Source organism: Geovibrio thiophilus, assembly GCF_004087915.1.
In the GTDB taxonomy this organism is placed as follows: Bacteria; Chrysiogenota; Deferribacteres; order Deferribacterales; family Geovibrionaceae; genus Geovibrio; species Geovibrio thiophilus.
In genome coordinates, this window is sequence record NZ_CP035108.1 from 106,308 (window position 1) to 128,455 (window position 22,148).

Annotated in this window: 21 protein-coding genes; 7 read left to right on the top strand and 14 right to left on the bottom strand. The window is 49.9% G+C overall.

All coding sequences use genetic code 11. The features are described 5' to 3' along the window. Window positions 1-41: 41 nt before the first annotated feature. From EP073_RS00505 to EP073_RS00535, 7 genes are read left to right on the top strand one after another with little or no spacing between them, the layout of a single operon-like run. Window positions 42-506, top strand: a complete 465-nt coding sequence (locus EP073_RS00505) for an HIT family protein (protein WP_128467740.1) — start codon at window positions 42-44, stop codon at window positions 504-506. Then, a complete protein-coding gene (locus tag EP073_RS00510) occupies window positions 506-814 on the top strand; it encodes a LapA family protein (protein WP_128465221.1) in 309 nt (102 codons plus the stop codon). The genes EP073_RS00505 and EP073_RS00510 overlap by 1 nt, the downstream gene beginning before the upstream one ends. Further along, window positions 814-1,812 carry a tetratricopeptide repeat protein gene (locus tag EP073_RS00515; protein WP_128465222.1) on the top strand — a complete coding sequence of 333 codons (999 nt, stop codon included), beginning with the start codon at window positions 814-816 and terminating at the stop codon, window positions 1,810-1,812. Before EP073_RS00510 ends, EP073_RS00515 begins: the two co-directional genes overlap by 1 nt. Next, window positions 1,766-4,375 (top strand): DNA mismatch repair protein MutS, encoded by a 2,610-nt coding sequence (gene mutS / locus EP073_RS00520; RefSeq protein WP_241654019.1) that lies wholly within the window; start codon window positions 1,766-1,768, stop codon window positions 4,373-4,375. Before EP073_RS00515 ends, mutS begins: the two co-directional genes overlap by 47 nt. Then, a complete protein-coding gene (locus EP073_RS00525; protein WP_128465223.1) occupies window positions 4,375-4,950 on the top strand; it encodes a hypothetical protein in 576 nt (191 codons plus the stop codon). Before mutS ends, EP073_RS00525 begins: the two co-directional genes overlap by 1 nt. Further along, entirely contained in the window at window positions 4,950-5,714 is a 765-nt protein-coding gene (locus tag EP073_RS00530) for an MBL fold metallo-hydrolase (protein WP_128465224.1), read from the top strand. Before EP073_RS00525 ends, EP073_RS00530 begins: the two co-directional genes overlap by 1 nt. Further along, on the top strand, window positions 5,711-6,220 hold the full coding sequence (locus EP073_RS00535) for a DUF456 domain-containing protein (RefSeq protein WP_128465225.1): 510 nt from the start codon (window positions 5,711-5,713) through the stop codon (window positions 6,218-6,220). The genes EP073_RS00530 and EP073_RS00535 overlap by 4 nt, the downstream gene beginning before the upstream one ends. 1 nt (window position 6,221) lies before the next feature. Here EP073_RS00535 and EP073_RS00540 read toward each other — a convergent pair whose 3' ends face one another. From EP073_RS00540 to EP073_RS00605, 14 genes are all read right to left on the bottom strand, one after another. Continuing rightward, window positions 6,222-7,049 carry an ankyrin repeat domain-containing protein gene (locus EP073_RS00540; RefSeq protein WP_128465226.1) on the bottom strand — a complete coding sequence of 276 codons (828 nt, stop codon included), beginning with the start codon at window positions 7,047-7,049 and terminating at the stop codon, window positions 6,222-6,224. 32 nt (window positions 7,050-7,081) lie between these two features. Continuing rightward, the gene (gene folE2 / locus EP073_RS00545) at window positions 7,082-7,861 is read right to left on the bottom strand and encodes a GTP cyclohydrolase FolE2 (protein WP_128465227.1); all 780 of its coding nucleotides are present in this window, start codon (window positions 7,859-7,861) and stop codon (window positions 7,082-7,084) included. Window positions 7,862-7,864: 3 nt separating this feature from the next. Next, entirely contained in the window at window positions 7,865-8,584 is a 720-nt protein-coding gene (locus tag EP073_RS00550; protein WP_128465228.1) for a tetratricopeptide repeat protein, read from the bottom strand. 437 nt (window positions 8,585-9,021) lie between these two features. Continuing rightward, window positions 9,022-9,909 (bottom strand): hypothetical protein, encoded by an 888-nt coding sequence (locus EP073_RS00555; RefSeq protein WP_128465229.1) that lies wholly within the window; start codon window positions 9,907-9,909, stop codon window positions 9,022-9,024. Then, window positions 9,896-11,284, bottom strand: coding sequence for an argininosuccinate lyase (gene argH / locus EP073_RS00560; RefSeq protein WP_430654681.1), 1,389 nt, complete (start codon window positions 11,282-11,284; stop codon window positions 9,896-9,898). The genes EP073_RS00555 and argH overlap by 14 nt, the downstream gene beginning before the upstream one ends. Before the next feature lie 343 nt (window positions 11,285-11,627). Continuing rightward, window positions 11,628-12,749 carry a molecular chaperone DnaJ gene (gene dnaJ, locus EP073_RS00565; protein WP_128465231.1) on the bottom strand — a complete coding sequence of 374 codons (1,122 nt, stop codon included), beginning with the start codon at window positions 12,747-12,749 and terminating at the stop codon, window positions 11,628-11,630. Between the two features lie 79 nt (window positions 12,750-12,828). After that, on the bottom strand, window positions 12,829-14,748 hold the full coding sequence (dnaK, locus tag EP073_RS00570) for a molecular chaperone DnaK (protein WP_128465232.1): 1,920 nt from the start codon (window positions 14,746-14,748) through the stop codon (window positions 12,829-12,831). 596 nt (window positions 14,749-15,344) lie between these two features. Continuing rightward, a complete protein-coding gene (grpE, locus tag EP073_RS00575; RefSeq protein ID WP_128465233.1) occupies window positions 15,345-15,887 on the bottom strand; it encodes a nucleotide exchange factor GrpE in 543 nt (180 codons plus the stop codon). 25 nt (window positions 15,888-15,912) lie between these two features. Next, window positions 15,913-16,941 carry a heat-inducible transcriptional repressor HrcA gene (hrcA, locus tag EP073_RS00580; protein WP_128465234.1) on the bottom strand — a complete coding sequence of 343 codons (1,029 nt, stop codon included), beginning with the start codon at window positions 16,939-16,941 and terminating at the stop codon, window positions 15,913-15,915. A gap of 492 nt (window positions 16,942-17,433) precedes the next feature. Further along, window positions 17,434-18,336 carry a UDP-3-O-acyl-N-acetylglucosamine deacetylase gene (lpxC, locus tag EP073_RS00585; protein WP_128465235.1) on the bottom strand — a complete coding sequence of 301 codons (903 nt, stop codon included), beginning with the start codon at window positions 18,334-18,336 and terminating at the stop codon, window positions 17,434-17,436. Between the two features lie 130 nt (window positions 18,337-18,466). Next, window positions 18,467-19,810 (bottom strand): replicative DNA helicase, encoded by a 1,344-nt coding sequence (gene dnaB / locus EP073_RS00590; protein ID WP_128465236.1) that lies wholly within the window; start codon window positions 19,808-19,810, stop codon window positions 18,467-18,469. Further along, window positions 19,800-20,243 carry a 50S ribosomal protein L9 gene (rplI, locus tag EP073_RS00595; RefSeq protein WP_128465237.1) on the bottom strand — a complete coding sequence of 148 codons (444 nt, stop codon included), beginning with the start codon at window positions 20,241-20,243 and terminating at the stop codon, window positions 19,800-19,802. The genes dnaB and rplI overlap by 11 nt, the downstream gene beginning before the upstream one ends. Before the next feature lie 37 nt (window positions 20,244-20,280). Next, the gene (locus EP073_RS00600; RefSeq protein WP_430654682.1) at window positions 20,281-20,757 is read right to left on the bottom strand and encodes a regulatory protein RecX; all 477 of its coding nucleotides are present in this window, start codon (window positions 20,755-20,757) and stop codon (window positions 20,281-20,283) included. Then, complete coding sequence (locus tag EP073_RS00605; RefSeq protein ID WP_128465239.1) at window positions 20,738-21,874, bottom strand: type IV pilus twitching motility protein PilT; 1,137 nt, start codon at window positions 21,872-21,874, stop codon at window positions 20,738-20,740. Before EP073_RS00605 ends, EP073_RS00600 begins: the two co-directional genes overlap by 20 nt. Window positions 21,875-22,148 lie beyond the last annotated feature (274 nt).

Sequence of the window (22,148 nt, forward strand, 5' to 3'; positions counted from 1 at the left end):
TGGCTGAAGAACAGAAAGAAAGACTATGGGCGCCGTGGCGCATGTCATACATAAGCGGACTTGGCAAAACGGAAAGCTGCATCTTCTGCGATAAACCGTCCGAAGATGAAGATAAGAAAAACCTTATCCTCCACAGAGGGAAAAAAGCGTTTGTAATCATGAACCTTTTCCCTTACAACAACGGTCACCTCATGGTAGCTCCCTATAAGCATACCGGCGATTTTCTGGAGCTGGATGATGATGAGATGCTTGAGATAATGCAGCTCACACAGCTTGCCATAAGAGTGCTCAGAAAAACCATGAATCCCGCAGGCTTCAACACCGGCTTTAACATTGGCAAGGCGGCGGGAGCGGGCATAGACGCCCACCTGCACTTTCATATAGTTCCCCGCTGGGTCGGGGACACAAACTTCATGCCCGTTGTAGGGGAGATGAAGGTAATATCCGAACATATAGAGGTCACTTACGCTAATCTGCTTGAGTGCTTCAGAAGAGAGGCGGAATAATGAAAATAATCAGCAACACGATCAAGCTGCTCATAATAGCGGTGGTAGTTATTTTTGCGGTAATGAATGTTCAGCAGGTGGAAGTCACCTACTTTTTCAACTCTCCCGCTGTGAAGATGCCCCTTTTTCTTGTTATCATAGCGGCAATGGTGATAGGGCTTGTGCTCTCCTCCATGCTGTATTTCTTTGACAGGATGAAGCTTACAAGCGAAATACGAAAGCTTAAGAAAAAGGTGAAAACCGGAGAGGACGAAATAAAAAGGCTCCGCAGTCTGCCGTTTAACGGAAACTCATCCAAGGAGATCTGATGAAAAGCGCGGATCTGTACGCTCTCAGGGCAAATGCCCTGCTTAAACTGATCGACGGCGACACCGACGCAGCCCTTGAGAGCCTTAAGGTTCTCTCCTCCGCCGATGTGGAAGCGGCAGACGCGTATATTGTCAGCGGAAGCCTGCTCAGAGACAAGGGCGAGTTTACCAAGGCTGAGCGGATCCACAGAAGCATTCTGGAAAAGAAAGACCTCTCCAAGCATGTGCGGGAAACCGCGGTACGGGAGCTTATTAAAGACTGCATAGCGGCGGCGGACTACAAGAGCGCCCTCCTCCTCACGGAGAGAGCGGAGCTTGCCCTCCTTCCCTTCCGTGCCTATGCCCTTGAGAAGTCAGGACATCTGAAGGAAGCGGCGGAGCTGTACAAAAAATGCGCCAAGATGGAGCCCGTGTATCTCAAAAATGCCGCCAGATGCTGGTTCGGCGCCTCGAAAAACGATAACGAGACAAGGTCATACTCCATAAAGCTCCTCACATACGCCGAGAAGTGCGATCCGTCATTCTTTGAGGCGAAGGCGGAGCGGGCTAACCTGCTGTTTCTTGAGGGCAAACGGTACAAGGGACTCTCCCTCTGCGAGGAGATAATAAAATACGAGCTCCCTAAATGCCCTGAGCATATGAACATACTTGAGGAGTTCCACTACGCTTACTCTGACATAGGCACACTGTTTAACTCAGTGATGAAAAAGATAAACTCCGGCTCGGCGAACCTGTCGTTCTATGTATACGCCGCCCGTTACCATATGAGAAAAAATGAGGCGGAAAAGGCTAAAAGCCTGATCTCAATCTGCGCGGCAGGGCACAGCTTTCCCACGGCGCTTGCCGCCGTATACGCCGAAATGAAAGACGACGCTGTAATGACGGATTATTTCAAAGCCCGCCCCATGTACAAATGCTCCGCCTGTTCCGCGGAGCAGGTCCACTACGCCGATGTATGCGGCGAATGCGGCTCCTTGGGGACGCTTACTTACTTATAAAAAGGACAAAGCCTTGGAAACACCGCAAAAGACAACCCCCATGATGAGGCAGTACGGCGAGATTAAGGATAATTATCCGGAGACCATACTCTTTTTCCGCATGGGTGATTTTTATGAAATGTTCTTTGAAGACGCACAGGCAGCCTCTAAGATAATGGGCATAGCCCTCACCAGCAGAGGTGACGGAGTGCCCATGTGCGGAATCCCCTACCACGCCTATCAGCCGTACCTTATGAAGCTGATCAGGGCGGGGAAGAATGTGGCGATCTGCGAACAGCTTGAGGATCCCGCAACAGCCAAGGGGATAGTGAAAAGAGGCGTGGTGCGTGTTGTCACCCCGGGCACAATCCTTGAGGACGAAGGGCTTAACTCCGCCTCAAACAATTTCGTTGCCGTGCTCTGGACTGAGAAGGAACAGATTTTCGCCGCAGTTGCGGATATATCAACCGGACAGATTTTTCTTGAGAAATGCACTCCCGCAAATATTAACGATATAACAGGCAGGTGGAAGCCTGCCGAAGTGATAAGCCATAAGGAGATAGAAGGTCTGAACCGCCCCGTCTCCGTCATTGACGCATCGTTCGGAACAGACACCGCAAGGCGCAGAGTGCTTGAGCATTACAGCGCCGCCAGCGAGAAATCCCTCGGAATAGACGGCGAAGGCTACCTCAAAGCCATTGCCCTGCTCCTCACATATACCAAAAACCTGATGCTGGATGTTAAGCTGAAATATCCGGTCACGCTTGCGCCGGAGAACAGGCTTCACCTTGACTCCATAGCGGTGAAAACTCTGGAGCTTGTGGAAAACTCGCAGGACGGAAGCGAGCGGAATACCCTCTTCTCCGTGCTGAACTTCTGCCGCACTTCAATGGGCGCAAGGCTCCTGAAGAACTGGCTCCGCTATCCCCTGCGCAGTAAGGAGAGCATTCTCCGCCGCCTTGAGATTGTCGAATACCTCTCCACCCAAAGCGAGCTGCGGGGGGCTCTGTTTGATGCTCTCTCCACAGTGTACGATATGGAGCGCATAACAGCCCGCCTCCTCGCAGGAAGATGCAGCCCCAGAGATCTCGTGTGGCTGAAAAGCTCAGTGGTATCCTTCCCGAAGATAAAGGAGATGCTTCTCTCCGCCGCTAACCCGCACCTCAGCGAAACAGGGGAGACCTTCAACGCTCTTGAGGGCATATACAGCGTAATAGATGCCGCCATAGTCGATGAACCGCCCCTGAACATAAAGGAAGGCGGCATAATCCGTGAAGGATACGACAAGAACGTGGACGAGCTCAAAGCCCTCCGCAAGGACAGCCGGACACACCTTCTGCGCATAGAGACCGAAGAGAAGAAAAAGACAGGCATAAGCACTCTTAAAGTGAAATACAACAAAGTGTTCGGCTACTACATCGAGATCTCCAAATCGAACCTTGACCGTGTGCCGGAATACTATGACCGCAAGCAGACGCTGGTAAACGCGGAACGCTTCACCATCCCCGAGCTTAAGGAGCTTGAGACAAAGCTGGTGTACGCAGAAGAGCGTCTGGGCGAGCTGGAATACGCTCTCTTTACGCAGGTGCGGGACACTCTGGCGAATTACAGCGAGATGATAAGAGCCTCAGCGGAAACCGTATCCGAGATAGACTGCCTCTCCTCCCTTGCTGAAGCGGCGGTGAGAAACAGATACACCCGTCCGCAGATAGGCGCATTTGAGGAGATGGACATAAGAGAGGGGCGCCACCCCGTGGTGGAGAAGAACATCACGGATAACTATGTGCCCAATGATCTCTACCTCAACTCAGATGATTCACGCATGGCTGTGATCACAGGTCCCAACATGGCGGGCAAGAGCACATATCTCCGCATGACTGCCCTTGTGGCGCTCATGGCTCATACCGGTTCCTTCGTTCCCGCCGCCGAGGCGAAGATTCCCCTCCTTGACAGGATATTCACCCGTGTGGGCGCCAGCGACAATCTGGCTGGCGGCGAATCCACCTTCATGGTGGAGATGACGGAAACTGCCAACATTCTCCATAATGCTACGGATAAATCACTGATCATTCTTGATGAAATAGGCAGAGGAACATCCACTTTTGACGGGATCTCCATAGCGTGGTCAGTCGCCGAATACATACTTGAAAGGCTTAAGGCTAAAACCTTATTCGCCACACACTACCACGAACTCACAGACATACCCTCATCCATACGGGGCGCCGTGAACCTCACAACCGAGGTGCGGGAATGGAACGATGAAGTGATATTCATGCGCAGGGTAATCAGAGGCACGGCGGACAGAAGCTACGGAATACATGTCGCCAAGCTTGCGGGACTGCCTGATTATGTGATAAACCGTGGTTACGAAGTACTCTCCAAGCTGGAGAAAAACGAGTTCGGCACTGACGGAACGCCGAAACTGTCCCAGAGTAAGATAAGACAGGAAAAAGTAGTTCAGCAGATGCTTATATTTGAGGACAGCCCCGCGCTGGACGAATTAAGAAGCATGGATATAAACAATATGACTCCTGTTGAGGCGCTGAACACCCTTGCCAGACTGAAAAAGATCTCGGAGAAATAATGCGGAGCCTCTTTCTGTATTTTGCCCGCAATCCGCTGTTTGCGCTTGCTTTTATATTCTCACGCCTCCCCTTCTGGGCGCTCCTTATCTCTTTCTCCTTCGGCTACATCGATGCTCCGGGCACTGTTTTCACAGCTGTTCTTGTTTTTTTTTCAAGAGGTTATGTAGAGCAGGAGATCTCCTTCGGGCACCCTGTCTCCCGCTTTTTCTCAACGGCGCTTATCAAGCCGCTGCTGATAATCACAGGAATCTTCCTCTTCGTTGCTGCATATCCTTTCCTGCTGTATTTTCTCGCCTCGGAGGATATTTATATACAGACAGGCTTTATCATTCTGCTGATACTCGCAGCCTACCTGCTCCTTTTCGCGGGGCGGGAAACCTTCGGGCTGAACACCTTCGGCGTGCGGGGACTGAGAAAACCCTCGGGGAGCCTGTCTGTCAGACTGCTTATAACCTTTTTCTGGGTGTATATATTAGCAGGGAACGATCACCTCTGGCTCATCATCCCCGCTCTTCTCACAGTCTTCATCCTTGAAGTATACCAGTTCACCAAAAAATATGAGGGAATCATCTGATGCCTGTTCTCAATGTAGCCGCCTCCGGCAGCTCCGGCAACTGCTGCTGCATAGAGCACGGGAACAATCTCATATTCATTGACGCAGGAACAGCATATAAAAACGTTGCCGACGCTTTAAGTGAAACAGACATATGCGGGAAGAGAATAAGCCTGTTTCTCACCCACGAGCACAATGACCATATCAAAGGGCTTAAGCCCTTTCTCAATAAACTTAAACCCACTGTTTACAGCAGTGAGGGCACTGCGTGCGAGCTTGAGAGAAAAGGGTTTGACGTGAGCCGCTTCATGATAACTGACCCCGATTTTCTCTATGAGCTTGAGGATTTTTCCGTGACTCCCTTCGCCATCACCCATGACGGGCATGAGCCGTTCGCCTTCCGTTTCGACTTCGGAGATAAAAAAATCGCCATGGCGACAGACCTCGGAGTAGCGGGAACATATATCCTTGAGCATCTGGGTGAGGCGGAATCCGTAATTCTCGAATCAAACTATGAGGAAAAGCTGCTCACCGAAGGGGCATATCCCGAATACCTCAAACGACGGATCCTCTCCCACAGGGGGCACCTATCCAACAAGGATGCGCTGAACACCGTGGGACTTCTCAGCCGTGAGAGACTTAAAAAAGTAATCTTCGCCCATGTGAGCCATGAAAATAACTCATATGAGCTCCTTGACAGGTACTCCGCATTCTGCCGTGATAATTTCGGCGTTGAGGCAATGTATCTCCACCGTGAAACCGTCATAAGGAAAATAGAGCTGTGAGCCCCGAGCTGGAACTGATAGCCCTTGTCTCCATTGGGTTGCAGACTGTCTTTGTTCTGCTGAATCTTCTCGGTCTGCCGGGAAACATAGCGGCGCTGTTGATACCTCTTTTCTGGGCGGCGTCCGGACATATGCAATGGAATGTTTTCTACACCGTGCTGGTGCTTATCACTGTCGGTGAAGCGGTTGAGCTTGCGGCGTCCTACTTCGTGGGGAAAAAATACGGTGTATCCAACATGAGCTTTTTCGCCTCTGTCATAGGCTCGCTCATAGGCGGGCTGTTCGGAGCGGGTATTCTTCTGGGAATAGGCGCCGTGCCCGGAACATTCTTAGGAGCCTTCCTCGGAACCTATCTGTATGAGTACTTCAAATTCTCCGACCACAGAACCGCGCTGAAACGGGGTATAGCCACATTCACCGGAAGGTTTATCGGGACAGCGATGAAGGTAGTCCTTGGGTTTATGGCGGTGTTTGAGACGTGGAAGGGGCTGACGGCGGGATTTTAGGCTACTGCATGTTTCTCACAAGAAGATTCGCTATGTTTTCGTGCCCGTACTCCTTGGCTAAATCAAAAGCCGTGCGGCTGTAGGCATCCGCCTTCATCGTATCAACCGCTGAGGCTATCAGGGCGGCAGCTCCGTCCATATTGCCGTACTGAGCCGCGTACATCAGCGGAGTAAAGCCGTTCATATCCGCCTTGTTCACATCCGCCCCGCTTCTTATAAGATCCACAACTATGTCATGAAAGCCGTATCTGACAGCCAGCATCAATGGGGTCACGCCTTCACTGTCTGCGGCGTTAACATCAGCTCCCCGCTCTATCAGCAGCCTTATTATCTGCTCTCTGTTCCTTCTCGCCGCCTTATGCGTAGGAGTTCTGCCGTCATAGTCCTTTATATCGGGATCCGCACCGTGCATGAGCATAAGCTCCGCCGCACGGATATTCCCGCCCGTGATGGCGTACACAAGCGGCGTGTTGCCGAGTATGTCGGTTTTGTTTATATCCTCTCCGCTCAGGATCAGGCTGCTCACAGCCTCAAGGTCGCCCCTGCGGAGCGCTTCTGTCAAGGGAGAGGCGGTGACTTCCGGCGCCGCTTCAGGGTCTTCATAGGGCGATGTATTATTTTCGGATATGGGTGCGGCGGGCATCTCCTCAGAGGGCGTGGTGTTGTCGGTCTGCGGGGATGTGCCGAACACCGTAAGCCTGTCACGCAGGGGAATTATGTATTCGCTTAAGAAACGCCCCACTAATGGCTGCTCCCTCATGGAGTCCGCAAACAGAAGTGCGGTGATTATAATGGCAAGACCGAAAAGGATTCTGAAAAACAGCTTCATGGATTAACTATAGCTGTTTATGAAGAAATTGTCTACAGGGTGCGCTTATCACGCACTATGACTGCGTATGCGCTGTGGTTGTGTATGCTCTCGTAGTTTTCGCTGGAAACCTCAAACCACGTCACCCTGCTTTCCGCCATGAGCTTCTCTGCGGCGTTGCGCACCACATCTTCAACAAATGCCGGATTCATGTAAGAATGTTCCGTGACGTATTTTTCATCCTCACGCTTAAGCAGCGGGTACACAGGGGATGAGGCGGAGGACTCTGCTATGTCTACAAGCTCTTCTATCCAAAGCATCTTTTTGAAGCGCACCTTGATAGTAATTATGCTGCGCTGGTTATGTGCACCGTATTCGCTTATCTCCTTGGAGCAAGGGCAGAGAGTCATCACAGGCACTCTAACGCAGAGAACAAAATCCCGCTCAGTATCGGTGAGCGTTGCGTAATATTCGCAGGTGTAGTCCATCATGGAGGTAAGACCGGAAACCGGAGCCTCTTTCTCTATAAAATACTTGAAGAAAAGCTCAATATGCGACTCGCTTGAGCCGAGACGCTTCTTCATCTCTTCCAGAATGATCCAGACGGTGGAGATCCCCATATTTTCTCTGTGGTCATTGAGAATCTCAACGAAGCGGGACATATGTGTTCCCTTAAAGTCCTGAGGAAGCTGAACATACATGTTGATAGAGGCGTTGGTGTGCTGACGCCCCTTCTTTTTATCATCAAGAATAACGGGGTAAACTATCCCCTTGATGCCCACCTTATCAATACTGATATTGCGGGCATCTTTTTCGTTCTGAATGTCTCTCAATTACTACCTTCTCTTAATGCGCTGGTTAGCGATGAACTGCTGGTAGGGCTTTGCGCCGTCAGGAACTTTGGTAAGCTGGAGCTGAAGCCATACGTTGCCGTATCTCTCCATTTTTATCTTCTTGCCGTTTTTAAGGGCTTCCATGTTAGCCTCAAGCTTCTCGTCCGCGGGGCATTTCTTAACGCCTTTGTTCAGCACCTCTATCGCCTTGGTATCGTTGCCGCTGCCGCTGAGCATCCACGCATAAAAGCTGTATACAAAACCCTCCTTCGGAGAGCCTTTCACAGCCGCCTCAAGGGTTTTCAGAGCCTTCTCCGTCTCCTTTGCCTTATATCGGGATGCTGCGAGCATACTCATTGAAAGCCAGTTTTTGTCGAACCCTTTTTCAAGGTATTCAACAGATTCATCAAGCCTTTTGGTGGAATAAAGAATGATCCCTATCTGAGCGTTGATCTGCTCTTTTACGAAGAACTGCCAGTTGGAGTACTTATAGCCCTCCTTCAGACGCTCAATTGCCTTTTCATACCTGCCCGCACGGAGATCCTTTTCCACATTGCCGAAAAGCTCCTTGAGCTTATTGAGAAAATGCCTTCCCATGAAGAAGTTGACAGCGATGATGCCCAGCACTGCTACGGTAAGCGACCACCAGATGTTGTAAGTCAGCGCGTAAATCCCTATGGCAAGAAGAGCTGAAGCACTGACTGAAATAATAATAGTAAACATAAAAACACCGACCTGTATGAAAAATCTTTTTTACTTTTTCTAAAACAACCCGCCCTCCGAAATGAGCAGGGAAAAGTCACAAATTATATATAGCACATGTCCGTTTTTCAAGCAGGAAAAAACAGGACAGTCAGATACTCTTGCGTCTCAACACAAACGCTCCACGGATGGAGTTCCGCCGTGCGAAGCGAAGGCTTGCTCCGCAAGCCGCGAGCGCGTATCCTGAATTTCCATGGAAGAAAATTCAGAATTATACAAGCAGAGACTGTCGCGTCGCTTAGGCTCCTCGCAGTGACACTGTTGACTGTCATTGCGAACGAAGTGAAGCAATCTCATAACTCCACGGAGGGAGTTCCGCCGTGCGGAGCGAAGGCAGGTTTATCCTGCCGCGAGCGTGTATCCTGAATTTCCATGGAGGGAAATTCAGGATTATTAAATCAGGGCCAGCATGCTTCGTATTCAGTCCTGTCGGACTCGTTGCCGTCCGTGGCGGAGGAAACAGCAAACTTAACGCAGTCTATCGTGTTCTCCCCTACAGAATACATAAAGTAAGGCACATCAACCTTTGAAAGGAAAGAGTAGCTGTCGCCCTTCATTATATAAACATTATAAAGCCAAGCCCCCTCGGGCTCGTTCCATGATATAGTCAGAGTTCCCCTGCCGTAAACGCTTCTGAAACCGAAGGGCGCTCTGGGAACAACCTGCTTGACGGCGAGACGGATAATCTTCTCCTCACCGGCATTGCCGTATTTGTCAAAGGGGTACATGGTTACGGTGCGGTTCTCCTTCCCTTCCATGTTCACCTCGAAGCTTTCCCTTGAGGTGCGCAGTTCAAGTCCGCCGTCTATGAAAATCTCAAAGCGCTCAAAGGGCTTATCCGCCTTGAGTGTAAAGGCGAACCTGTCTCCTGTAAGTTCTTTTATCTGCACATCGGTTATCTTGACCGGTCGGGCATATATAACAGCCTTTTTCACAGGCTGGGATTTGTTGCTGTAAACCGGGTGCAGCGCTACTATGCTGTAAACATAACGCACGTCAGGCGTCACATTATCGTCCACGAAAGCGGCGGAAGGCGGAATTTCCGCTATGTCAGCATAATCGGTGAGGCAGCCGCAGGACGGATCGAAAACAGCTCTCTGAACATTCACGGCGAAGCGCTTGTCAGCATTGCGGATAACCACACCCTGATCATTATTGAAAATACGCAGGTTCTCACCCGGGGCGGGAACAGCCTCTGTGAGCACTACGGGGTCGGTCTTTTTGCCGCAGCCTGTAAACAGAGCCAGAACAGCAATAAGTGTCAGGATATACTTATAGAACCTCATCCAGAAACTTCCTCGCGCTTTCTATCTGCGCCTTTACGGATTCCCCTGCCGTGCCGCCCTTCGCCTTTCTGCTGCTTACGGACGCCTCGGGGGTTATATAGGAATATATATCATCATCTATCTTTTCGGAAAAGGATTTAAGCTCATCGATCGTCAGTTCGCTTATGTCAACTCTCTTATCCAGCGCAAATGCCACAGCGGAACCGACAATATGGTGCGCCTCCCTGAAAGGCATCCCCTTCCGCACGAGATAATCCGCCAAGTCCGTCGCGGTGGAGAAACCGAGCTTCGCAGCCTTCGTCATCTTCTCCGCGTTTATACCCATCTTCTCTATCATAGGAATGAATATGCGCAGGGAAGCCTTGATTGTGTCTACTGAGTCGAAAAGCGGCTCCTTATCTTCCTGCATATCCTTATTATAAGCCAGCGGAAGCCCCTTCATCGTGGTGAGAAGACTCACAAGGTTGCCGTACATGCGTCCGGTTTTGCCTCTGATCAACTCAGGCATGTCGGGATTCTTCTTCTGGGGCATTATGCTGCTGCCCGTGCAGAAATCGTCGCTTAAATCTATGAAAGCGAACTCCGATGTGGAGAAAATTATCAGTTCCTCGGAAAATCTCGAAAGGTGCATCTGACATATCGCCGCAGCGGAAAGAAACTCCAGAGCAAAATCACGGTCACTCACGGAATCCATGCTGTTTTCCGTCGGTGCCGTAAACCCCAGCTTTTCAGCGGTCATGTCACGGTTAACAGGAAATGTTGTTCCGGCAAGGGCGCCTGAACCGAGCGGAGAAAAATTCATCCTCTCCGCGCAGTCCGTCATTCTGCCGTAATCACGGCGGAACATCTGCACATACGCCATAAGCCAGTGGGAAACAAGCACAGGCTGCGCCGTCTGCAAATGCGTATATCCGGGCATCAGCACGCCCAGATGCTTCTCCGCCTTATCGGTCAGAGTCTTCACCAGCTCCGCCATATAACCCGCTATAACCTCTGTCTCCTCACGGAGATACATGCGCACATCCACAGCAACCTGATCGTTTCTGCTGCGCGCTGTATGGAGCTTGCCGCCCACAGAGCCCACTATCTCAGTCATGCGCTTCTCAACCGCCATGTGGATGTCCTCATCCTCCGTGCGGAAAACGAAACCGCCCGACTCAATCTCACCAAGCACGGCAAGAAGACCGTCCTTAATCGCCTCCGCCTCTTCAGCAGTAAGTATGCCGCATGAAGCAAGCATCTCAGCATGAGCTATGCTACCTCTTATATCATGACGATACAAACGCTTGTCGAAATGAATGGATGCGTTGAACTCGTCAACCAGACTGTCATTCTTTACCTTGAGCCTTGCCGCACTGAGTTTGGACATATAAATACCTCACTGCTGAATCTTTGCGAAGCAGTTTAAAATTTTTGAAGGGGTATGGGGAAAGCTTTTTATAAAAAGTTTCCCCATAAAGTTACAATACTCTTACTCTATTGATAAAAAACTCATGAGGAACCCTTTTTTAATGAAAAAAAACGGTTCCTCAAACTCTTCCCAAAAAACCAAACTTTTACCCGAGCATCTTCATCCGTGGAGATGTTTTATCCGAAAAAATCCTTTATTTTATCAACTTAATACCGGCGAACCTGCGTCCTGCGGTTCGCCTGAACCGCTCGCGCCTTGCGGGGCAAGTCTTCGCTCCGCACGGCGCATCTTCATCCGTGAAGATGTTTTATCCGAAAAAATCCTTTATTTTATCAAACAGGGATCTGTCGGTTTTGTAGGTGTCTTCGTTGGAATCCGCCTCGAATTTTGCCAGCAGGTCTTTCTGTTTTTTGGTGAGCTTGGTGGGTATGATTACTTTGAGCTCTATGTACTGGTTGCCCACGCCGTAGCCCTGAACATCTGCGATACCTTTGCCTTTGAGGGTTATGACATCGCCGGGCTGTGAGCCGGGTTTGATTTTTATTTCGTCCTTGCCCTCAAGGGTCGGGATCTCTATGGATTTACCGAGCATGGCGTCCACTGCGGAAAGCGGGAGCTCAAGATATATGTCACGTCCGTCACGGCGAAAGAATTTGTGTCCTTTGACAGAAACAGCAATATAGAGGTCGCCGGCGGGACCGCCGTTGCGTCCGTGGTTGCCTTCGCCGCTTATGCGTATTGTCATGCCGTCTTCGATTCCGGCGGGAACCTTAACGCTGAGTTTTTTGTGGATGCGTTTTGCGCCTTCACCCTTGCACTCCTTGCAGACATTCTTGATAACCTTGCCTGTACCGCCGCATGATGAACATGTGGTGGTGATGGCGAAAAGCCCCTGCCTGTTCTGGATAACGCCTGTTCCGCGGCATGTGGCGCAGGTTTCGATACCGCCGTCCTCTGCTCCTGTGCCGCCGCACTTGGTGCATTCCACTATACGGGGCACGCTTACTTCTATATCACAGCCGAAAACGGCCTGTTCAAATTCTATTTCATGGCGGAGCTTTATGTCTCCTCCTCTGGTGGGGCGGCTTTTCTTCCTTGAGCGCCCCGCGGAGCCGAAGAAATCGCCGAAAACATCGCCGAAAAATTCCTCGAATATAGTCTCCGCACCGGCTCCGCCGTAGCTTCCTGAGCCGCCGGAAAATCCGTTATTGTCGAAAACCCGCCCATACTGGTCGAACTGCGCCCTTTTCTGAGGATCGCTTAATACTTCATACGCTTCCGAGAGCTCTCTGAATTTGTCTTCGGCTTCTTTGTTGCCGGGGTTGCGGTCGGGATGGTACTCCATCGCCAGCTTGCGGTAAGCTTTTTTGATTTCTGCTTCCGAGGCGTTCTTATTTATGCCAAGGATTTCATAATAATCTCTGTTCAATGACTTATCCCCGTAAAAAGGTGTTATTTGGGAAGGAATTTAAAGGGAGCCTGTTACGGCTCCCTTCTTATAAGCAATGTTATTTCTTATCGTCTTTTACTTCTTCAAAGTCCGCGTCCACTACGTTTTCGTCCTTAGCGGACGCTGAGGGTTCCTCAGCCTGCTGCGCACCTTCGTCTGCCTGTGCGTTCTGCTGCTGGGCAGAGTTGTATATAACTTCCGCAAGCTTGTGAGAAGCTTCGGTGAGTTTTTCCACAGCGGCTTTAATCGCTTCAACGTCTTCTCCGCCCTGAACGGCTTTAAGTTCTTCCTTGGCGGATTCTATGTTCTTTTTGGTTGCTTCGTCAAGCTTATCCCCATAATCGGCGAGGGATTTTTCAGTGCTGTAGATCAGTGTGTCAGCCTGATTGCGGATTTCCACAAGCTCTTTTTTCTTTTTATCGGAATCAGCGTTAAGCTCGGCGTCTTTTACCATACGGTCTACTTCGTCATCGGAAAGACCGCTGCTGGGCGTTATCCTGATGGACTGTTCCTTGCCTGTGCCCTGATCCTTTGCGGCAACATTAAGAATGCCGTTTGCGTCAAGGTCGAATGTTACCTCGATCTGAGGCAGCCCTCTGGGAGCGGAGGGAAGACCCACAAGGTCGAAACGCCCGATGGACTTATTGTCCGCTGCCATTTCACGTTCACCCTGAAACACGCTGATGGTAACAGAAGTCTGGTTATCCGCCGCCGTTGTGAACACCTGACTTTTCCTTGTGGGGATTGTGGTATTTCTGGGGATGATTTTTGTCATCACGCCGCCAAGAGTTTCAATGCCGAGTGAAAGAGGTGTTACATCAAGGAGAAGAACATCCTTTACATCGCCTTTGAGAACCGCACCCTGAATTGCCGCACCGACAGCAACCACCTCATCGGGGTTTATCCCTTTGTGGGGCTCTTTTCCGAAGAAGGCTTTAACCTTCTGCTGTACAAGGGGCATTCTCGTCATACCGCCCACAAGGATAACCTCGTCTATGTCGGAGGCTTTGAGCCCTGCATCCGCAAGAGCTTTGCGGCAGGGCTCCAGAGAGTTGTCAACCAGATCCATAACAAGGGACTCCAGCTTGCTTCTGTTTATTTTAACCACAAGGTGCTTGGGTCCTGTCTGATCTGCGGTGATAAACGGAAGATTGATCTCCGTTTCGGTGGAGCTTGAAAGCTCGTGCTTGGCTTTTTCAGCGGCTTCCTTAAGCCTCTGAAGCGCCATTTTATCGTTTCTGAGGTCTATGCCGTTGTCTTTTTTGAACTGGTCAATGAGGAATTCCACTATACGCATGTCGAAGTCATCACCGCCGAGAAACGTATCGCCGTTGGTTGATTTTACTTCAAAAACGCCGTCGCCGAGTTCAAGGATCGATACATCAAATGTACCGCCGCCAAGGTCGTATACTGCGATTTTTTCATCGTGCTTCTTGTCCAGACCGTAAGCAAGAGCCGCTGCCGTGGGCTCGTTTATAATACGGAGAACGTTGAGACCGGCGATCTTGCCGGCATCCTTTGTTGCCTGACGCTGAGCGTCGTTAAAGTATGCGGGAACGGTTATCACCGCATCCGTTACAGTTTCGCCGAGGTAATCCTCCGCTGTTTTCTTAAGCTTCTGAAGTATCATCGCCGAAATTTCAGGCGGAGCGAATTTTTTATCCCTGACCTGCACCCATGCGTCACCGTTGTCAGAGGGTACTATGGAGTAAGGAAGAACTGTTTTCGCTTTTGCCACCTGAGGTGCGTCAACCTTGCGTCCGATCAGCCTTTTGATGCTGAAAACAGTGTTTTCCGGGTTTGTGATCGACTGTCTTTTCGCAAGAAGACCCACAAGCCTGTCCGAATCCGTAAACGCCACTACTGAGGGGGTTGTGTTCATGCCTTCCGCATTGGCGATAACTTTCGGCTGGCCGCCTTCCATTATGGCTACAACTGAGTTCGTCGTACCAAGGTCTATACCGATTACTTTACTCATAAAATGCCTCCTGAATATATCTTTTTCTTTTTAAATCCGTTCTTATCACCGTAATCTGAATGTCCTGTCAGATTACGGTACACGCGTCTGTCTTATTTATTGGTTCAAAAAAGACGCGTCCTGCGCTTTTTTTCACTCGCAGCCTGCGGAGTAAAACTCCTTGCTGCTCTCGTTACGTTTGCGCTGCTCGCATTCGCTGTGCTGCGCACTCCACGCACCCATCCATGGGTGTGCTCTCGTTATATTGCACGCATCTGTCTTATTTTGGTTCAAAAAAGACGCGTCCTGCGCTTTTTTTCACTCGCAGCCTGCGGAGTAAAACTCCTTGCCGCTCTCGTTACGTTTGCGCTGCTCGCATTCGCTGTGCTGCGCACTCCACGCACCCATCCATGGGTGTGCTCTCGTTATATTGCACGCATCTGTCTTATTTTGGTTCAAAAAAGACGCGTCCTGCGCTTCATACCATAACAAATTTGGTTTCTTTGGAAAGAGTCTGAGAAAACCTTTCTTTACCATAAAAGAAAGGTTTTTTCAGTTTATTTAAAAATATACCCCTCTTTAAAAAAACCGAATTTGCACCGAACTCTGATTTGTTATTACTTCTTATTTACCTTTACTTTAGCCGGACGTATCACTCTGCCGTTGAGAGTGTAGCCGTTTTGCAGAATCATGGTTACGCAGTTGTTGCCGTATTCATCCGTATTATCCAGCATAAGCGCTTCATGAAAAGCGGGATCAAATTCTGCCCCTACTTCCAGCATGATTTTCTCAAGCCCGTTTTTGCCGAGAGTCTCAAGCATCTGTTTCAAAGTGAGATCAACTCCCTGCTTCAGAGGGCTATCTTCTTCGGCATGAGCAAGAGCCATCTCAAGGTTGTCCAGCACGGGGAGCAGCCCTTCAAGAATCCGTGTGCCGGCGAATTTTATTCTGTCCTCTGCCTCTTTCGACATACGCTTGCGGAAGTTGTCTGCGTCTGCCACAGCCCTGAGGGCGTCATTCTTAGCCTCTTCCGCCTGCCTTATCAGCGCTTCGTTCTCTTCCTTCAGAAGCTCAAGCTCGCTTTTTTCCGCTGCGGGTATCTCTTCCGCGCAGATTTCGGCTTCCTGTTCATCCAAAGTCTTTTTCTCGTCCGAATTCATCTATATCCTCATTGTCGTTTATTACTTATTCGGAAAGCCTGTTGAGCATCTTGGTTATTATGTCCGACGTACAGTCAACTATAGACACAACCTTCGGGTAGCTCATCCTCTTGGGACCGATGATGCCGAGGCTGCCCACTATTTTGCCGCCTCTGGAATAGGTTTTGGAGACAAGACCGAGTTCGTTTATCTCCTCCTTGCCTATCTCTGAGCCGACAAAGATCTGAACTCCGCTTTCTGTCATGCACTTGTCCAGTATCTCGCTGATGAAATGTTTTTCCTCAAATATTCTGTATATCTCTTTTATCTTCTGCACGTCTTTGAACTCCGGCATATCCAGAACATTTGAGGTTCCCTCCAGATATATTTCATGACCGAAATTTTCCACGGCAAAAACCCTCTCGCCGAGGGTATACGCTCTTTCAAAAAGCCTGTCGAGATGCTCCTTTCTGTCCTCCATCTCGCTGAGGATGTGTGCTTTTATCTCTCCCAGAGATTTATCGCCGAAATGCTCGTTAAGATAGTTGCTGACCCTTGTGAGGTCGCTTTTATCCACCGGCTTTTCGGTTTCCAGCATGAGGTTGTGCACAATGCCGGACTTGGTGACAATCACCGCCAGCACCGTATATGCGTTAAACTGTAAGAATTCTATATGCTTCAGGTGCATTGTGTTCAGCTTGGGCGCAACAACAAAGCCCACGGCATTTGTGAGGGAGCCCATTTTACGGCTGAAATGCTGTAAGAAACTGTTAACGCTGGTGGTTTGGCAGCCTTCCTGAAGTGAGGAGATTATGTCATTGTCCGGTGAGCCGAAAACCACCAGCCTGTCTATATAATAGCGGTACCCGTTATCAGAGGGGATGCGCCCTGCGGAGGTGTGCGGCTGGGTGAGGTATCCCTTCTCTTCGAGATCGCTCATTATGTTGCGTATGGAGGCGGCACTCAGTTGGAGGGGTCCGCTTTTTGAGATATAGCGGGAGCCCACAGGCTCGCTGGTTTTTATGTATTCCTCAACTATAATTCTGAGAACCGACTCTTCCCTTTCGTTCAGCATTTTTGTTTTTTTACCTGCTTTATCAATGTCCGGCGCTTGCTGTTAGCACTCAATGCTAAAGAGTGCTAAATAAAGAATAAGAGTTGAGCTTCTCACTGTCAAGCAGTTTTTTAAGCTATACGCATAAGGAGTTTAAGCTGCGGAGAAAATGGCGTTTCGTGATTACGCGGGAAGGTAATATCAGCCAGATGCGGTTAAATGCAGGAAACGGGACTGCCGCGTCGCCTTGCTCCTCGCAGTGACGCTGAAAACAAAAACGCTCCCAAGGATGGGAGCGCACCGTGCGTAGTGAAGCCGCATTTCATGCGGCGCGAACGTGTATACGCCCCTGAAAACAAAAACGCTCCCAAGGATGGGAGCCCGCCGTGCGTAGTGAAGCCGCATTTCATGCGGCGCGAACGTGTATGCCAAATTCCCATGGATGGAGAATTTGGCATTGTTAAGTCGAGATTCCCCCCGAAAGCAGCCGACCGACTGCTTTCGGGTGATCTCTTAAATCCCCTGTGGTTTCAGTTCAAGCAGCGAACCGAATGCCGGAGTCTCCGGCTGTTCTATTATGGAATAGCAGTTAGTAGATTCAAGCAGTGTTCTTGCGAAAATATTATTGAGCATATGTCCTGATTTGTATGCCCTTACGTGACCGTAGAACCTGTAGCCTATAAGGGATATATCTCCGAGGAGATCGAGAATTTTGTGGCGCACGAACTCATCATCATACCTGAGACCTTCAGCGTTGAGAACTCCGCTTCCGTCAACAACGACAGCGTTTTCAAGGCTGCCGCCTTTGGCAAGCCCCATGGCGTGGAGAGCGTCAACATCCTTTTTGAAGCCGAAGGTTCTCGCCCTTGAAACATCCTCAATGAAGCCGCCGTCGGAGAAGTTAAAGTATGCCTTCTGCTCCTGCACGAAGTTATCGTCAAATGAGATGCCGAAAGTTACCTTAAAAAAGCGTGAGGGGATAAGCTCTATCCATTTGTCGCCTTTTTCGATGATGATTCTCTTTTTAAACTTGAGGTATTTCCTCTTTATATTGAGTTCTTTAATTCCTGCTTCTTTTATCATGCCGACGAAAGGATATGCGCTGCCGTCGAGTATGGGCACTTCCGTGCCGTAAACGTCAACGAGTGCGTTGTCCACACCGAGACCGTAAAGAGCGCTCATGAGATGCTCAATGGTGGAGATGCTTCCTTTCCCGCAGTTTATGCTTGTGGCGAGTTGTGTGGAGGTCACAGTATAGGGGCTGGCTTTTGTGTAAGAGGAACCCTGAATATCCGCACGGCGGAACATTACGCCTGTTTCGGAATATGAGGGGTTTACAACAACCTGAATTACTTCTCCGGAGTGGAGCCCTATGCCTTCAAATGAAATTTTATTATTGAGTGTAGTCTGAAACATTTATTCTGTCCTCCAACAACACAGGTTATTGAGCAATAACTGTGCCAATGGCTGGATCCCTTAATTTAAGGGATCCTCAGATCAGATCCTGTACACAATGTACAACAGATCAGAAAAAATGTATGATTTTTTATACATATCCCTGAACAACATCTCTGAACTTCATGTATTCGCCCACGAACTCAAGGTTCACCGTGCCGGTGGAGCCGTTCCTGTGCTTGGCGATGATAACTTCCGTTATACCGGTCTTCTTCTCTTTATTGTAAAAATCGTCTCTGTAAAGGAATACAATAATATCCGCATCCTGCTCTATGGCGCCCGATTCACGAAGATCGGAGATAAGCGGGCGTTTATCTATCCTGCTTTCCACACCCCTGTTAAGCTGTGAGAGGGCGATTATGGGAATATCCATCTCTTTTGCCAGCGCTTTAAGCGATCTGGAAATATCGGCGATCTGCTGCTCTCTGCTTTCGGTCTTGTGAGAACCCATGAGCTGGAGGTAGTCGATTATGACAAGGTCGATCCCGTGCTCCCTTTTCAGCCTGCGGCATTTGGCGCGCAGCTCCATGGCTGTGATAGCCGGAGTGTCATCCAGAAAAAGCCCCAGCTCGCTGAGTTCGCCCGCGGCCGCGGTGAGTCTTGTCCATTCGTCATAGGAGAACTTGCCGGAACGGAGCTTGTTTGAGTTTACACCGGCCTCGCCGGAAAGAAGACGCTGGATAAGCTGCTGAGAAGACATTTCAAGGGAGAAGAACGCCACGTTGAACTTATCCTTCCCCTCCCTGACGGATTTTGAGCTGTTGAGTGCTACATTCAGCGTGAAAGCCGTCTTACCCATACCGGGACGTCCGGCTATGACGATAAGGTCGGAGCGCTGAAAACCGTTTGTCATCTGATCCAAATCCATGAAGCCGGAGGGGATCCCTGTTGTATCCTCCTTCCGATGGTAGAGCTTTTCCAGCACCTCAAAGGTGCGGTGCATATGCTCGCCTATCGGGAGAATATCCGCCTTGAGTTTCTGCTCCGCAAGGGAGAATATCTTCTTTTCCGCCGCTTCCACAACCTCGGCTACATCGTCTGTCCGGGTGTAGCAGTCCTCCGTCATTTCAACGGCGACTCCGATAAGCTGGCGGAGGGTGGATTTATCCTTAACAATGTTGGCGTAGTACTCGGCATTGGCTGAATTGGGTATTATCTCCATCAGAGACGAGATATACTCCACGCCGCCCGCTCGGGGAAGTTCGTTTCTGTCATTTGCGTAATTAGCCAGAGATATTATATCCACGGGCTTTCCGCCTTCGTGCAGCTTGTAGATTATCGAATATATGTATTGATGGATCGGGGAATAAAAATCCCCCGGAGTCAGCATGTGCAGAACCTTATCCGCCGCCTTGTCGTCTATGAGGAGGGAGGCGAGAACCGCCTGCTCCGCGTCAAGACTGTGCGGCGGAATACGCTTTACATCACTCGCCATGAACCTCAACCTTGATTTCGGACTTGATGTCCATATATATATTGACTTTTACGGTATGCACGCCTGTTTCCTTAATGGGGTCATGCAGGTCAATGTCACGCTTATCAACTTCGAGACCTTCCGCTTTGAGGGCTTCGGCTATGTCGCCGGAAGTAATTGCGCCGTAAAGCTTTCCGGTTTCACCGCATTTTTTGCTCATTTTGATACCGACTTTTTTAAGTCTGTCGGCAAGCGCCCTCGCGTCATCCTTTCTTTTCTGTTCTTTCGCGGCTTCGTTTGCCTTCTGCTGCTCAAGCTTGCTCAGGTTCGCCTCGGTCGCCTCTATGGCAATATTCTGTTTAAAGAGGAAATTTTTGGCGTAGCCGTCCTTTGCTTCCTTTATGTCGCCTTTCTTCGCGACGCCTTTGACGTCTTTGAGAAATATCACTTTCATCCATCAACCTCCAATTTCCGTTAAGCACATTCAGTGCCTACCTGAAGTCATTCTCTTTGAGAATGGCTTCAAGACGTTTTTCCGCCTCATATATATCAAAACCGCGTCCCAGCATAAATCTGAGACACTTTGAACGGACAGATATTCTATCCTCATCCCCTGTTTTTGCAAGATACTTTTTCAGAGCGTTCTCCAGCAGGGCATCCGTGTCTATATCCCTCTTCTCCGCAACGGAGAGCACATAACCGCGGTTTACGTCCACGCCCTTCTCTCGGAGCTTTCTTATAACGGCATAGATCCCGAAGCCGGAAAGGAGTTTGGACACAACAAAATTTTCTGCGTAGCGGAGATCATCGATATAGCCCAGTTCCTTCAAGCGGCTGAGGGTTTCCTCCGCCTCCTCGCTGCTGAACCTTGAAATAAGCTTCTCCCGCATGCCGTACTCAGAGTAGTCCCGCATGGAAAGAATTCTGAAGGCGTAATCAAGGGGTGATCTATTCCTCTTCTTCTTTATTGAGCATTCCTCCGAGTTTCCACTCGTTTTCCTCGTTGTCGCTGGAGGACGATATGCCGCGCATCTTCAGCGCGAAATCGTCCGGCTTTTTCGCCCACTTCATAGCCTCCTCAAAGGTGACCTGCCCTGAGCGTACATGATCGATGAGCGACTGATCAAAGCTCTGCGAGCCGTAAACCGAGCGCCCCTGCTCTATGAAGTCTGTAATCTGGCGGGTTTTCATCTTATCCGTGATACATTCTCTGATTGTGGCGTTGGACACCATAACCTCAATGGCGGCAACACGCCCGTGTCCGTCTGATGTGGGAACAAGCCTCTGCGAAATAACGGCTTTTATGATGCCCGCGAGCTGTATCCTTATCTGCTCCTGCTGGTGCGGCGGGAAAACGGATATTATTCTGTTTATGGTCTCCGGAGCATCCAGAGTGTGGAGCGTGGACATAACAAGGTGTCCGGTCTCTGCGGCGTGCATCGCCGTTTCTATGGTTTCCAGATCACGCATCTCACCCACGAGGATAACGTCCGGGTCCTGCCTAAGGGCACGCTTGAGGGCTTCGGAGAACGAGTTGGTATCAGCGCCGACCTCCCTCTGAGCTATGATGCAGTTTTTATCCACGTGCATAAACTCTATGGGGTCTTCGACGGTAATTACGTTTACACGCTTGTGGGTGTTGATATAGTCGATCATCGCCGCCAGAGTGGTTGACTTCCCGCTCCCTGTGATGCCTGTCACAAGTACAAGTCCTCTGTTCTCCAAGGCGATCGTCTTTATGACTTCGGGGAGACTGAGCTTCTCTATGTCGGGAATATCTATGGGGATTGTCCTGAAAACCATGCTGATTACGCCGCGCTGGAGAAATGCGTTCACCCTGAAGCGCCCGACCTTCGGCACGGCATAGGCGAAGTCCGCCTCCTTGCCTTCCTTAAATCGGTTTTTGGCGCTCTGAGGCATTACGTCCGTGGCAATTTTGAGAGTGTCCTCCGCGTTGAGCTTGGGAAGCCCCTGAATGGACTCAAGTGAGCCGTGCAGCCTCACGGTGGGCGGTCTGCCGACTTTGAGGTGGAGATCTGACGCTCCCATTGCGACTGTTCTCTGAAGAATAGTATTAATGTCCACGGCATTAACCTCCGACTTAATAGTAAAAATTTGCCATCAATGGAAATTTTTACACACGCTCGCGCCTTGCAGAGCAAGGCTTCGCTGCGCACGGCTCAACTCCTTCCGTGGAGTTGTTATAGCATTATCATCATTGCGAACCCTGAGGTGTCATTCTGAGCAACTGCGTAGAATCTCTCAGTATTTATTCAGAGATCCTTCACCTCGTTCAGGAGACACATCAGCACCACTGACAGCAGCCCTCCTTATTACAAAGGAAGGGCAGGAAGGATTT

Coding starts and splice junctions, on each gene's coding strand:
- EP073_RS00540 (WP_128465226.1), bottom strand. CDS start 7,049: ATGAAGCTGTTTTTCAGAATCCTTTTCGGTCTTGCCATTATAATCACC.
- EP073_RS00550 (WP_128465228.1), bottom strand. CDS start 8,584: ATGTTTACTATTATTATTTCAGTCAGTGCTTCAGCTCTTCTTGCCATA.
- EP073_RS00530 (WP_128465224.1), top strand. CDS start 4,950: ATGCCTGTTCTCAATGTAGCCGCCTCCGGCAGCTCCGGCAACTGCTGC.
- dnaK (WP_128465232.1), bottom strand. CDS start 14,748: ATGAGTAAAGTAATCGGTATAGACCTTGGTACGACGAACTCAGTTGTA.
- mutS (WP_241654019.1), top strand. CDS start 1,766: ATGTATGCGGCGAATGCGGCTCCTTGGGGACGCTTACTTACTTATAAA.
- hrcA (WP_128465234.1), bottom strand. CDS start 16,941: ATGCTGAACGAAAGGGAAGAGTCGGTTCTCAGAATTATAGTTGAGGAA.
- rplI (WP_128465237.1), bottom strand. CDS start 20,243: ATGAAAGTGATATTTCTCAAAGACGTCAAAGGCGTCGCGAAGAAAGGC.
- grpE (WP_128465233.1), bottom strand. CDS start 15,887: ATGAATTCGGACGAGAAAAAGACTTTGGATGAACAGGAAGCCGAAATC.
- lpxC (WP_128465235.1), bottom strand. CDS start 18,336: ATGTTTCAGACTACACTCAATAATAAAATTTCATTTGAAGGCATAGGG.
- EP073_RS00555 (WP_128465229.1), bottom strand. CDS start 9,909: ATGAGGTTCTATAAGTATATCCTGACACTTATTGCTGTTCTGGCTCTG.
- EP073_RS00515 (WP_128465222.1), top strand. CDS start 814: ATGAAAAGCGCGGATCTGTACGCTCTCAGGGCAAATGCCCTGCTTAAA.
- EP073_RS00525 (WP_128465223.1), top strand. CDS start 4,375: ATGCGGAGCCTCTTTCTGTATTTTGCCCGCAATCCGCTGTTTGCGCTT.
- EP073_RS00505 (WP_128467740.1), top strand. CDS start 42: ATGTCATACATAAGCGGACTTGGCAAAACGGAAAGCTGCATCTTCTGC.
- dnaB (WP_128465236.1), bottom strand. CDS start 19,810: ATGGCGAGTGATGTAAAGCGTATTCCGCCGCACAGTCTTGACGCGGAG.
- EP073_RS00510 (WP_128465221.1), top strand. CDS start 506: ATGAAAATAATCAGCAACACGATCAAGCTGCTCATAATAGCGGTGGTA.